This window comes from Acidovorax sp. Leaf160, from assembly GCF_001424265.1.
GTDB lineage: Bacteria > Pseudomonadota > Gammaproteobacteria > Burkholderiales > Burkholderiaceae_C > Paracidovorax.
Map to the genome: position 1 here is coordinate 100,196 of NZ_LMOV01000027.1, position 12,576 is coordinate 112,771.

The window sequence follows — 12,576 nt, forward strand, 5'->3', positions numbered from 1 at the left end:
TGCCCGCGATGCCTGCATCGCCCTTCCGATGAACTCCGCTTCCCTTCTCTCGCTTCTCGGCCCCGAGCCCTGGCCACGCCGGCTGGTCACGCTGGCCGCGTTTCTCGTGCCGGCCCTGGCGCTGACCGTGGCCTCCGGCTACTCCTATGGCGCGATGCTGCTGCTGCTGGGCGCGCTGGCCACGCTGCCGCAGTGGCTGCGCCACCGGCCGGACACGCACACCCTGGTGCTGGCCTGCGTGATCGCCTGCATGGGCGGCTTCTGGTTCATCCTGGCGGCGCCCGAGCCTGGGTGGAACCAGTTCGACCGGCCGGTGAAGTTCTTCCTCGGCGCGGTGTGCCTGCTGTTCGTCACCCGCTACCCGCCCCGGCCGGCGGCCTTCTACACCGGCCTGCTGGTGGGCTGCATCGGCTGCGCCGGGGTGGCGCTCTGGCAGGTGTACGTGGAACACCAGTCGCGCGCCTCGGGCTTTCCCACCGGCCGCACCAACGCCATCCAGTGGGGCAACCTGGCGATGCTGCTGGGCGCCATCCTCGCCGTGCAGACCATCGCCCTGCGCCGCCAGCTGGGCCGCTGGCGCGTGACGCTGGCCGGCCTCGCCTCGCTGGGCGCGGTGAATGCCTCGGTGCTGTCGCAGTCGCGCGGCGGCTGGCTGGCCCTGCTGCTGTGCATCCCGGTGGTGCTGCTGCTGCTCTACCAGCTCAACCGCAGGGAGATGTGGCGCTGCCTGGGCGCCACGGCTGCCGCGCTGCTGGTGATGACGGTGCTGAACCACCAGATGCTGGCCCAGCGCTGGGAGGTCATGGAAGTCGAGGTGCAGGGCTACGAGGCCCAGCGCGCCGCCGACAACTCCGTCGGCCAGCGCCTGGAACACTGGCGCTTCGCCTGGGACATGGGCCGCGAGCGGCCGCTGCTGGGTTGGACCACCCGCAGCTACATGGAAGAAAAGGAAAAGCGCGTGGCGGCCGGCCTCTACCAGCCTTCCATCACCGAATACGTGTACGTCCACAACGAGGTGCTCGACGTCTTCGTCAAGGCCGGCGCCGTGGGGCTGGCCTGCCTGCTGGCCCTCTACCTCTGGCCGGTCTACCTGTTCTGGCCCAGCCGGCGCCGGCTGGCGCGCCACGCGGCCATGCCGGCCGACTGGCAGGCGGGCCTGCTGGCCCTGCGGTTGGGCGGGCTCTGCGTGCCGCTGCTCTACATGGGCTTCGGGCTCACGCAGGTGTTCTTCGCGCACAACAGCGGCATCATGGGCTACCTGTTCCTGGTGATGCTGCAATGGGCCGCGCTGCTGGGCCTGGAACGCCAGTCCGCCGCCGCCCAGGCCACGCCGGCATGACCGCCCGATCCGCCGGCGCCGCGGTGCGGCCCAGGGTGCTGCACTTCGTCACCGGCGGCTTCTCCGGGGCGACGCAGGTGGCCGTCGACCTGGTGCGCGCGCATGCGGCCTCGGGCCGGTTCCAGCCCCTGCTGGTGCTGCGCCGCAAGCGCACCACGTCGCCCGAACGCGTGGCCGCGCTGCGCGCCGAGGGCATCGACGTGCGCATCGTGCCCGGCTGGGCGCACCTGGCCACCGTCTGGCAGCTGGCCGCGCTGTGCCGCAGCTGGCGCCCCGACGTGCTGGTCGCGCATGGTTTCAGCGAACACCTCTGGGGGCGCTACGCGGGCCTGCTGGCCGGTGTGCCGCACCTGGTGCATGTGGAGCACAACTCGCGCGAACGCTACAGCGCCTGGCGGCTGCGGCAGGCGCTCTGGCTCAGCGGCCGCACCGACGCCATCGTCGGCTGCTCGGAGGGCGTGCGGCGCAGCCTGCTCGCACGCGGCTTTCCGGCGGCCACGACCGAGGCCATCTCCAACGGCATCCGGCTCGAACCCTTCGCCGGCGCCGATGCGCGCCCGTGGAGCGAGCGCGAGCCGGCCATCGTGATGTCCGCCCGCTTCGCCCGGCAGAAAGACCACGCCACCCTGCTGCGGGCGGTGGCGCTGCTGCGCACGCGCGGCCTCACGCCCCCCGTGCGGCTGGCCGGCGGCGGCAAGGCCGGCGCGCGCCGCCAGGCCGAACAGCTCGCTTCGCAGCTCGGCCTGCAGGATCAAGTGGAGTTCCTGGGGCATTGCAGCTCGGTGCCCGACCTGCTCATGCGGCACCGCATCTGCGTGCTCTCCACGCACTATGAGGGCATGCCGCTCGCGCTGATCGAAGGCATGGCCGCTGGTTGCGCGGTGGTCGGCAGCGACGTGGTGGGCGTGCAGGACGTGGTGGAGCCCGGCCGCAACGGCCTGCTCGCCGCGGAAGGCGACGCGCCGGCGCTGGCCGACGCGCTGGAGCGCCTGCTGACCCGGCCCGCCGAGGCCGAGCGCCTGGCGCACGCGGCGCGGCGCGATGCACTGCGCCTCTACGGCCTGCCCACCATGACGGCGCGCTACGAAGCCCTGCTGCAGCGGCTGCTGGCGGACACGCCGGGCGCAGGCGCATCTTCCGGAGCCCCGCATGACGATGCCTGACACCGGCCTGCAGCCGCAGACGCAGCCGCAGCCGCAGACGCAGCCTTGGCTGAGCGTGCTGATTCCCGTCTACAACGTCGAGCCCTACCTCACCGCCTGCGTGAAGTCGGTCGTCGAACAGTCGGTGGACGATGCTGCGGGCGTGGAGTTGCTGCTGCTGGACGACCGCTCCACCGATGGCTCCGCGCAGCTGATGCAGGACCTGGCCGAGCGCTGGCCGGGCCGCCTGCGCCTGCTGCAGCACGACGCCAACGCCGGCCTCAGCGCCGCGCGCAACACCCTGATCGACCACGCGCGGGGCGACTATCTCTGGTTCCTCGACTCCGACGACAAGCTGCTGCCCGGCGCCATCGACGGCCTGCGCCGCATCGTGCAGCGGCATGCGGTGGACGTGGTGCTGTGCGACTTCCGCGTGTGGCGCAAGAAGGAGCGCCTCAAGCACGTGCTGCGCGGCGAGCGCCACCGCGCCACGTTCGACGGCGCCTCGGGCGGGCCGCAGCCAGGGGGCGACGCGCTGGCGGCCGGCCTGATGATGACCGGGCAGCTGCATGCCTGGTCCAAGATCTCGCGCCGCGCCCTCTGGGCGGGCGGCCTGCGGTTTCCGGTGGGCCGCTATTTCGAGGACATGGCCACCATGCCGCTGCTGGCCCGGCGCGCGCAGACCTTCTACTACGCGCCCCGCGCGTGGGTGGCCTACCGCCAGCGGGAAGGCAGCATCCTGGCCAGCACCGACGTGCGCAAGGCGTCCCACCAGTCGGCGGCGCTGGCGGACTTCGCCGCGGACTGCGGCGCGCAGCCCGCGAGCGCACCGCTGCGCTTCGCGCTGGCGCACCAGAGCGCCCGCAACCTGACCGGCGCGCTGCGCAGCCTGCAGCGCATGGCGGGCGACGCGCCCCTGGCCGTGCGGCAGGCCGCGGCGGATCGGTTCCGCGCCGACTTCGACCGCCAGTCGCCCCTGACCCTGGCCGCGCTGCGCCGGCAGTACCTGCGGCGCGGCTGGTGGCTGCGCGCCCTGCGGCTGGGCCGCTGGTACGCTTGGCGACCCCGATGACGACCGCCACGACCGCTGCCTCCGTGTCCGCCTCCCACCTGAGCTTCAAGAACCGCGCCGAGCTGTGGCTGGCGCGGGCCGTGCGCGGCTATTGCCGGGCCACCGGCCGCACGCTGGAGCCCCACCAGCCGCAGCCCCTGCGCTGCTACCCGATCGGCACGCCCGTGCCGCTGGCGGCCTCCGCACCGATCCCGCGCGTGGTCTGGACCTACTGGAACAGCCCCACGCTGCCTCTGCTGGTGGAGCGCTGCATCGCCAACTGGCGGCAGATGAACCCGGGCTTCGACATCCGCGTGCTGGACGACGCCAAGCTGCGCGAGTGGGTGCCCGAGCTGCCCGAGGCCCTGGCCCGCGTCGCCCCGGCCCGGCGCTCCGACTGGATCCGCCTGCGCCTGCTGCGCGACCACGGCGGCATCTGGATCGACGCCAGCACCATCCTCACGCGCTCCCTCGACTGGGTGATCGAAGCGCAGCAGCGGGAAGGCGGCTGCGACCTGGTGGCCTACTACCTGGACCGCTTCACCACCGATGCCCACCAGCCGGTGGTCGAAAGCTGGTTCCTGGCCGCGCCGCCCGGCAGCCGCTTCGCCGCCGATGCGTTCGCGGAGTTCGACGCCCACTGCCTGGAAAGCACCGGCGAGGCCTACATCGAGCACCTGCGCGCGCAGGGCGTGTTCGACCAGGTGCGGCAGGCCATCGACGCGCCCGCCTATCTCAGCATCCACCTGGCGATGCAGTACGTCATGCGCACGCGCGGCGGCTATCGGCTCTGCCTGGCCTGCGCCGAAGACGGCCCCTTCCAGCTGCATGTGCTGGGCCAGTGGCGCCGCACGCCGCTCAAGCTCCGGCTGCTCTTTTCCCGCGTGACGGGCGAGCTGCCGCCGGTCATCAAGCTGCGCGGGCCCGACCGCCGGCGGCTGGACGACTACCTGGCGCGCGGCCTCTACCTGCCGGGCAGCGTGGCTGACCGGTTGCTGATGAACCCTCGGCCGGACGGATCGGTTTAGCTATTTAATTGATAGCATTATGCGCTTGATGGGTAAGCGCTGCAGCCCGTTTTGACCCTCAATGCGCTGGCGGTGCCACGGCCTGCGCCCATTCCTGCGCCAGCAGCCCCACCAGCTCCGCAGCCGGCAGCGGCCGCGCTGCCGCCACGCCCTGGCCCGCCCAGAGCGCCACGCCATCGGCCCGGCCCTGCGCTGCCGCCGCGCGGCGCAGCGGGCCCATCAGCGCGTTCTGTACCGGATAGGCCGGCACGCTGGCCTCGCAAGCCGCCAGCCGGTCCATGGTGGCGTTGACGATGCCGCGCGCCGGCCGGCCCGAGAACACCCGGGTCAGGCGCGTGTCGGTGTCGCCCGCCCGGGCCAGCGCGGCGCGGTAGGCGCTGCCGATGCCCGACTCCGGGCACACCAGAAAGGCCGTGCCCATCTGCACGCCCTGCGCGCCCAGCGCCAGCGCGGCGGCGATGCCGCGCCCGTTCATGATGCCGCCGGCCGCGATCACCGGAATGCGCACGGCGTCCACGCACTGCGGCACCAGCGCCAGCGTGCCCACCTGGCTGGCGGCGAAGTCGGCGAGGCTCGGCCCGCCAGGTGCGGCCGACCCGGCGCGGCCCACCTGCAGGAAGGTGCCCCGGTGCCCACCGGCCTCCACGCCGCTCGCGCACACCGCGTCCGCGCCCACGGCGGCCCAGGCACGGGCCTCGGCCACGGTGGTGGCGGTGCCCACCACCACGCAGCCGGCGGCGTGCAGCCGCTCGACCTGCGCTGCATCGAGGATGCCGAAGGTGAAGCTCGCCACCGCCGGGCGCGCCTCGACCAGCGCCTCGAACTGCGCGGCGAAGTCTTCGCACCACTGCGCGGGCACGGCGGGCTCCAGGCCGTATTCGGCGTAAAGCGGGGCCAGCCGCTCCAGCGCCGCGCGCAGCGTGGCGTCGTCTGGCCGGGGCGTTTCCAGCACGAACAGGTTCATGCCGAAAGGTTGGTCGGTCAGCCGGCGCACTTCGGCCGCCGCTTCGCGCATGGCGGCGGGCGAGCGCATGCCGCAGCCCAGCTGCCCCAGCCCGCCGGCGCTGGAGACCGCTGCGGCCAGTGCGGGCGTGTCGGCACCCGTCATCGGCCCCTGGAAGATGGGCAGGGCAAGGCCGAGGCGGTGGGTGAAGGGGAAGGGCGGAAAGCTGCGGTGCTGGGTCATGGCGGCGGTGGGTGAAGGAAGTGGATGGTGGGCGGTGGGCGGTGGGCGGTGGGCGGTGGGCGGTGGGCGGTGGACGGGGGCGGTGGGCGGCGGATCGGGCTGGCTGCAGCGTTTGCCGAGCAGTGCCGCGAACCCGTTCGGGCTGAGCCCGTCGAAGCCGAGGCAGGGGGCGGACCAGGCCCTTCGACAAGCTCAGGGCGAACGGATGAACGGATGAACGGATGAACGGATGAACCGGTAAAACGGGCAAATGGCTCAAAGCGAAGTGGCGAACGGATCAGCCTGATCCTGCAAGGCTGCGAGCAGCGCATCGAATGCGGCCGACTGGTAGCCGCGCCGGCGCACCAGCACCGTGTCGCATTCGGCGAGCGGCAGCAGGCGCAGCGCGGGTGGCTCGCGCATCAGGTCGATCACCGCCTGCGGCACCACGCCCGCGCAGCGGCCGGCGGCCACGCAGGCCAGGATGGCGTGGTAGGAGGCCAGCTCCAGCACCCGGGGCGCGGCACCCTGAAAACGCCCATGCAGGTGCTGGCGCATCCAGTCCTCGCCCAGGCGCCGGTAGGTGCAGGCGCGGGTGAAGGCCGCCAGCGTGCCCACCTGCAGATCACCGGGACGGGCGACCGGCGGGTGGCTGGCGGGCAGGGCGATGCAGAGCGACTCGGTGAACACCGTGGTGCGGTCGAGCGGCGCCTCCGGGTCCACGCCCGGCGGGGGCCAGGCGACCAGGGCGCAGTCGCTGGCATGGGCCAGTACTTCGTCCACCAGCGTGCCGGAAGCCCCGGTGCGCAGCTCCAGCTGCACCTCGGGCCACCGGGCGTGCAGCCGTGCCAGCGGCGCCGGCAGGCGGGCCGCGGCGGTGCTTTCCATGGCGCCCAGCCGCAGGCGCCCGCCCGGGCGGCCGGGGCGCACGCTCTGGCGTGCTTCCTCGGCCAGCGCCAGCAGCCGTTCGGCATGGCGGCAGAGCGATTCGCCGGCCGGCGTCAGCAGCATGCGGCGGCCTTCGCGCAGGAACAGCGTGGCGCCCAGTTGCTCTTCCAGCTGCTGTACCCGGGTGGTCACGTTGGACTGCACCCGCCCCAGCCGCTCGGCGGCGCGCGTCACGCTGCCTTCCAGTGCCACGGCGCGGAAGATTTCGAGTGCGGACAGGTCCATCGGTAGATTCTCTTCGTGAGATGGTTGATGCAGATAATAATCTTCAAAAGAGATTCATCCAAGCGCCTGTTCCATGCCCCCACCACCGCTCTCCCTCCGCCCCCTGGCGGTAGCCCTGGCCGGCATGCTCGCGCTGGCGGCGGCCATGGGCATCGGCCGGTTCGCATTCACGCCGCTGCTGCCCATGATGCTGCGGGACGGCACCGTCTCTTTGGCGGGCGGCAGCTGGCTGGCGGCCGTCAACTACACCGGCTACCTGGTCGGGGCGCTGGCCTGCATGGCGCTGCCCTGGGTGGCGCCACGCACGGCGCGCGCCTGGCAGGGCGCACGGCTGGCGCGCTGGGGGCTGGCGGCGACGGTGCTGCTGACCTGCGCGATGGCGCTGCCCGTGGCGGCGGCCTGGCCGGCGCTGCGGGGCGCGGCGGGCTTCGTCAGCGCGGTGGTGTTCCTCAACGTGTCGGCCTGGTGCATGGGGCGGCTGACGGTGCTGGGCCAGCCCGCGCTGGGCGGGCTGATCTTCTGCGGCCCGGGGGTGGGCATCGTGCTGACGGGGCTGTCGGCCAGCGCCATGGTGGCCGCGCACTGGCCGGCCGCGCTGGGCTGGGCCGCCTTCGGGGCGCTCAGTGCCGTGCTGGCGGCGCTGGCATGGCCGGTGCTGCGCGGGGCCGCGCTGGGCGAACGTGCTGCCCAGGCTTCGGGCGCCGGCAGCACCCACCATGCACTGCCCCCGCCGGGCGGTGCGGCGGCCCGCGGGCTGCTGACGCTGGGGTATGCGCTGGCCGGCCTGGGCTACATCGTCACCGCCACCTTCCTGCCCGTCATCGCCCGCGCCGCGCTGCCGGCCGGCTCGCCCTGGCCCGACCTGTTCTGGCCGCTCTTCGGCGCGGGCGTGGCCCTGGGCGCGGCGCTCTCTACCCGCACGCCGGCGGCGTGGGACCGGCGCTGGCTGCTGGCCGGCTGCTATGCCCTGCAGGCCGGCGCCATCGGCCTGGGCCTGGTGTGGCCGCAGGCGGCCGGCTTCGCGCTGGGCAGCCTGCTGCTGGGGCTGCCCTTCACCGCCATCACGTTCTATGCCCTGCAGGAAGCCCGGTGCCTGTGGCCCGGCGCGGGCGACAGCTTCGCCGGCCTGCTCACGGCCGCCTACGGTGTCGGCCAGATCGCCGGGCCGCCGATGGTGGCGTGGATGCTGCACCACGCGGCCACGCCGGGCCAGGGCTTCGTCTGGGGCCTGTCGGTGGCGGCGGGGGCGCTGGTGCTGGGCGCGGGGCTGTGGGCGGCGATGGCGCGGCGCTGGCCGCTGGCCGCCGGAGGGGATGCGATGGCGGGCGCGCGATGAGGGCGGCTGCCCTCAGCCGCCCCGCGGCAGGCTGAGCACGAAGCAGGCGCCCGGCGCGCCGTCGGGCCGGTCGGTGCAGCGCACCGCGCCATCATGCCGCTGGGCGATGGAGCGCACCAGGGCCAGCCCCAGGCCCACGCCGCCGGAGCGCTCGCTGGCGCCGGGCAGGCGGTAGAACGGCTCGAAGATGCGCTCGCGCTGGTCGGGCGGCACGCCGGGGCCGTGGTCGCACACGCTCACCTCCACGCGGTCGCCCGCGGCGCGCAGCGTCATGGTGATGTCGCCCTGGCTGTAGCGGCGGGCGTTTTCCAGCAGGTTGCGCAGCGCCCGGCGCAGCAGCTTGGCCACGCCGCGCACTTCCAGCGCGTGTGCCGGCGTGCCGGCATCGGCCTGCAGTTCGGCATCCACCCGCACGCATTCCTCGGCCGCCAGACCCATCAAGTCCACCGCCTCGACGGTGCCCACGTCGGCCTCGCGCGCGTCCAGCCGGCTGGCCAGCAGGATCTCATCGACCAGCTGGTCCAGCTCGGCGATGTTGCGCAGGATCTCGGCGCGGAAGTTGGGCGAGGGCGCGTTGCCCTGCATCAGCTCCAGCCCCATGCGGATGCGCGTGAGCGGCGAGCGCAGCTCGTGCGAGGCATTGGCCAGCAGCGATTTGTGAGAGGCCACCAGGGTCTCGATGCGCGCGGCGGCGGCGTTGAACTGGCGCGCCAGATCGGCCACCTCGTCCTGCCCGCGCTCGGCCACGCGCACCGACAGGTCGCCTTCGCCGAAGCGCTGCACGCCGCGCTGCAGGGTTTCCAGCCGCTGCAGCAGCCGGCGGATGATCGGGAACACGCCCACCGTGACGGCGATGCCCACCAGCGCCAGCACCCAGATGAAGCCGAACGGCGGGCTCAGCCAGAAGGCCGCGTCGTAGCGGCCGGGGCGGGCCGGGCGCGGACGGGGCGACATCTCCAGCGTGTAGGCGGCGCCGTCCAGCCCTTCGAGCATGAATTCCAGCCCTTCGCCGGGCTCGGTCGGACGGCGCAGCGCCTGGCCCTTGAGCTTGGGGTGGCCCTGGGCGTCGCGCAGCACGAACTCGCGCCCGGGCGGCTGCTGCGCCGCGGTCTGCTGGGCGTTGTGCTCGGCCGCGATGCGCCAGGCGAGACCCACCAGCAGCGCGAACACCGCCACGCCGCCCACGACGGCAAGCCAGATGCGCAGGTAGAGCCGGCGGGAAAAGGGGCTGACTAGCGACATGTCTGCGGTCCGGAGCAGTTCGCAACCGATGGCGGCCCGCCGATGTCGCGTGGCCTTCCGTGTCCGAACGCCGCAGAGCAGGCGACGCCAGCGGACGCCGTGGAACGGGCGCTGCCAGGCCGCTGGCGACTCAGGGGGTGCTGCATGGCTAGTCTTGCTGCTTGGCGAAGACGTAGCCCACGCCACGCACCGTGAGGATGCGGCGTGGGTTCTTGGCGTCCTGTTCGATGGCGGCGCGGATGCGGCCCATGTGGACGTCGATGGAGCGGTCGAAGGCCTCCAGTTCGCGGCCGCGCACGGCTTCCATGATCTGGTCGCGCGTCAGCACGCGGCCGGCGCGCTCGGCCAGGGCGACCAGCAGGTCGAACTGGTAGGAGGTGAGTTCCGCCGGCTGGCCGCCGACCGACACGGTGCGGGCATCGCGGTCGATCTCCAGCGTGCCGAAGCGCAGCAGCTGCGGCGCGGGCCGGGCGCCGTTTTCACGGCGGCGCAGGATGGCGCGGATGCGGGCCAGCAGTTCGCGCGGCTCGAAGGGCTTGGGCAGGTAGTCGTCGGCGCCCAGCTCCAGGCCGATGATGCGGTCCATCGGGTCGCCCTTGGCGGTGAGCATGAGCACCGGCACCTGGGCCGCGCCACCGGGCAGCGCGCGGATGCGGCGGCAGACTTCCAGGCCGTCCATGTCGGGCAGCATCAGATCGAGGATCACCAGGTCGGGCAGGGCGGCGCCGCCATCGCCCTGCAAATGCGCCAGGCCGCTGCCGCCATCCGCCTTGTGCGTGACCTGCAGGCCCGACTGGGCCAGGTACTCGCCCACCATCTCGGCCAGGCGGGCGTCGTCTTCGATCATCAGCAGTTGGGAACTCATGGCGGGGCGTTGTCAGGTGGTGGGGTGGGCGGGGAGGCTCATGGTCGCGCCTGGCTATCTCGGCCCGTTGAAGTCTCTGTAAAGTTAGGTAAACCGGGATTCCTTGCGATCCCTGCGCGCATTGCGCCGGGCCGGTCCGCTCGCCCCGGTCTCACTTCGTCAGCACTGGCGGCACCGGGGCCGGGGCGGCCGGGACGAAGTCGATGGCCTCCGCCGGCACGGCGCGAATCGGCGTGCCGAAACTCTTGAGCGACGGCAGCGTGGCGTTGTGATGGGTGCGTATGGCGTCGGCGCCGGCATGGGGCTTGTCGTGCGTGGTGTGTGCGTCGGACGCCAGGGTGACCGGAAAGCCCAGCGCGGCGGCGCGGCGCACGGTGGTGTCCACGCAGAACTCGGTCGCGTAGCCGCAGACCACCAATTCGGTCGCGCCACAGCCCAGCAGCTTGTCGGCCAGGTCGGTGCGCAGGAAGGCGTCGGGCGTGGTCTTGCGCACGAAGGCATCGCTTTCCTCGTCCACCTGCAGGCCGGACTGCAGCTGCCAGCCCGGGCTGGCATGCACCAGCGGGCCGCCGCTGTCCTCGGCCTGCTCGTGCTGCACGAAGACGACGGCGGCGCCCGCCGCGCGCGCCCGGGCGGCCAGCGCATCGATGCGGGCGATGACGGCGTCGGCGTCGGCCGGGCGCGGGGCTGGGTCGAACAGGGCGGCTTGCGTATCGATGACGAGCAGGGCGATGGACATGGTTTGCTACTACTTTTATATCTGAATGCGCTGATGCATCAAGCGCGACTGGCCATTTTGACCTTGGAGGCCAGTGCCACCAGCAGCAGCACCGGCAGCCCCAGCAGCGCGGTGGCCACGAAGAATTCGGGGTAGCCGTACGCATCGACGAAGCGGCCCGAGAAGCCGGCGATCCACTTGGGCGCCAGCAGCATCATGGAACTGAAGAGCGCGTACTGCGTGGCCGAATATTGCACGTTCGTCAGGCTCGACAGGTAGGCGATGAACGCGGCCGAGGCGATGCCGCCCGAGAGGTTGTCGGCCGACACCACCAGCATCAGCAGCGTGACGTCGTGGCCCTGCGTGCTCAGCCAGGCGAACAGCAGGTTGCTGAGCGCGCTCAAGGCCGCGCCCAGCATCAGCACGCGCATGACCCCCAGGCGCATCGACAGCACCCCGCCCACGAAGGCGCCTGCCAGCGTGGCCAGCACGCCGAACACCTTGCTGACGGCGGCCACCTCGTCCTTGGTGTAGCCCATGTCCACATAGAACGGATTGGCCATGATGCCCATCACCACATCGCTGATGCGGTAGACGGCGATGAGCGAGAGCAGCAGCGCGGCCTGCCAGCGGTAGCGGCGGATGAAGTCGGCGAACGGCTCGATCAGCGCGCCGCGCAGCCACTCGGCCGCATTGCGCGCGGGCGGCAGGGGGCGCGGCGCGGGCTCGCGCGAGAGCAGCACGGTGAGCGTGCCCACCAGCATCGACGCGGCCATGACGAGGTAGGCCACCTGCCAGGCGCCGTGCTGGTAAGTGCCGGCGGCGGCGGGCGATTCGGCCCGCGCCGCCACCCACAGCACGCCCGCACCGGCCCAGATCATCGCCAGCCGGTAGCCCGTCTGGTAGGTGGCGGCCAGCGCGGCCTGGCGGTCGGCGTCGGCCGATTCGATGCGGAAGGCGTCGAGCGCGATGTCCTGCGTGGCCGAGCCGAAAGCGACGAAGAGCGCGCACCACACCATGGGCGCCAGCGCCACGCGCGGGTCGTTGAAGGCCATGCCGGCCAGCCCGCCCATGACCAGCACCTGCGACAGCAGCAGCCAGCTGCGGCGCCGGCCCAGCGCGCGTGTCAGCCAGGGCAGGGGCAGCCGGTCCACCAGCGGCGCCCAGACCCACTTGAACGCATAGGCCAGCCCGACCCAGCTGAGATAGCCGATGGTGGTGCGGTCCACCCCCGCCTCGCGCAGCCAGAAGGACAGCGTGCCCAGCACCAGCAAGAGCGGCAGCCCGGCCGAAAAACCCAGCGCCAGCATGCGCAGGCTGGCGGGCTCGCGGTAGACGCGCAGGGCCTGGGCCCAGCTGCGGCGGGGTGCGGGGGACTCCGCGGCCGGCGAGGTCGGGGGCGTCTGGTCGGAGGGCAGCGGGGCAGGCGGGGGCGTCGAAGACATGGCGGGCAGGGCGGGAGAGGAACGGGTGTGCCGGGCCCGCGAAGGCTGATGGCGGGCGTGGTCGGGACGGGC

Annotated in this window: 11 protein-coding genes; 5 read left to right on the forward strand and 6 right to left on the reverse strand. The window is 72.9% G+C overall.

Annotation, left to right across the window (positions count from 1 at the left end; genetic code table 11):
* Positions 1 to 28: 28 nt before the first annotated feature.
* Genes ASF94_RS17925 through ASF94_RS17940 form a run of 4 tightly spaced genes read left to right on the forward strand, consistent with a single transcriptional unit; the run spans position 29 to position 4,560 of the window.
* Positions 29 to 1,339, forward strand: coding sequence for an O-antigen ligase (locus ASF94_RS17925; RefSeq protein ID WP_056669680.1), 1,311 nt, complete (start codon positions 29 to 31; stop codon positions 1,337 to 1,339).
* On the forward strand, positions 1,336 to 2,502 hold the full coding sequence (locus ASF94_RS17930; protein WP_056669683.1) for a glycosyltransferase: 1,167 nt from the start codon (positions 1,336 to 1,338) through the stop codon (positions 2,500 to 2,502). Before ASF94_RS17925 ends, ASF94_RS17930 begins: the two co-directional genes overlap by 4 nt.
* The gene (locus tag ASF94_RS17935) at positions 2,489 to 3,553 is read left to right on the forward strand and encodes a glycosyltransferase family 2 protein (RefSeq protein WP_082493395.1); all 1,065 of its coding nucleotides are present in this window, start codon (positions 2,489 to 2,491) and stop codon (positions 3,551 to 3,553) included. Before ASF94_RS17930 ends, ASF94_RS17935 begins: the two co-directional genes overlap by 14 nt.
* 23 nt (positions 3,554 to 3,576) lie before the next feature.
* On the forward strand, positions 3,577 to 4,560 hold the full coding sequence (locus tag ASF94_RS17940; protein ID WP_369818681.1) for a glycosyltransferase family 32 protein: 984 nt from the start codon (positions 3,577 to 3,579) through the stop codon (positions 4,558 to 4,560).
* A 58-nt stretch (positions 4,561 to 4,618) separates the two neighbouring features.
* Here ASF94_RS17940 and ASF94_RS17945 read toward each other — a convergent pair whose 3' ends face one another.
* The gene (locus tag ASF94_RS17945) at positions 4,619 to 5,746 is read right to left on the reverse strand and encodes a nitronate monooxygenase family protein (RefSeq protein ID WP_056669692.1); all 1,128 of its coding nucleotides are present in this window, start codon (positions 5,744 to 5,746) and stop codon (positions 4,619 to 4,621) included.
* Between the two features lie 255 nt (positions 5,747 to 6,001).
* Positions 6,002 to 6,898, reverse strand: coding sequence for a LysR family transcriptional regulator (locus tag ASF94_RS17950; protein ID WP_056669694.1), 897 nt, complete (start codon positions 6,896 to 6,898; stop codon positions 6,002 to 6,004).
* Between the two features lie 73 nt (positions 6,899 to 6,971).
* Between ASF94_RS17950 and ASF94_RS17955 the strand changes: the two genes are divergently transcribed.
* Entirely contained in the window at positions 6,972 to 8,234 is a 1,263-nt protein-coding gene (locus tag ASF94_RS17955; protein WP_056669697.1) for a YbfB/YjiJ family MFS transporter, read from the forward strand.
* Positions 8,235 to 8,246: 12 nt separating this feature from the next.
* On the opposite strand, the gene ASF94_RS17960 is transcribed toward ASF94_RS17955, so the two are convergent.
* The 4 genes from ASF94_RS17960 to ASF94_RS17975 all read right to left on the reverse strand — a co-directional run bounded on the left by ASF94_RS17960 (position 8,247) and on the right by ASF94_RS17975 (position 12,504).
* Positions 8,247 to 9,476, reverse strand: coding sequence for an ATP-binding protein (locus ASF94_RS17960; protein WP_056669699.1), 1,230 nt, complete (start codon positions 9,474 to 9,476; stop codon positions 8,247 to 8,249).
* Between the two features lie 148 nt (positions 9,477 to 9,624).
* Complete coding sequence (locus tag ASF94_RS17965; protein ID WP_056669702.1) at positions 9,625 to 10,341, reverse strand: response regulator transcription factor; 717 nt, start codon at positions 10,339 to 10,341, stop codon at positions 9,625 to 9,627.
* Positions 10,342 to 10,492: 151 nt separating this feature from the next.
* Positions 10,493 to 11,080 (reverse strand): isochorismatase family protein, encoded by a 588-nt coding sequence (locus tag ASF94_RS17970; protein WP_056669705.1) that lies wholly within the window; start codon positions 11,078 to 11,080, stop codon positions 10,493 to 10,495.
* 38 nt (positions 11,081 to 11,118) lie between these two features.
* Positions 11,119 to 12,504: an MFS transporter gene (locus ASF94_RS17975; RefSeq protein ID WP_056669708.1), complete on the reverse strand. Its 1,386-nt coding sequence runs from the start codon at positions 12,502 to 12,504 to the stop codon at positions 11,119 to 11,121.
* Positions 12,505 to 12,576 lie beyond the last annotated feature (72 nt).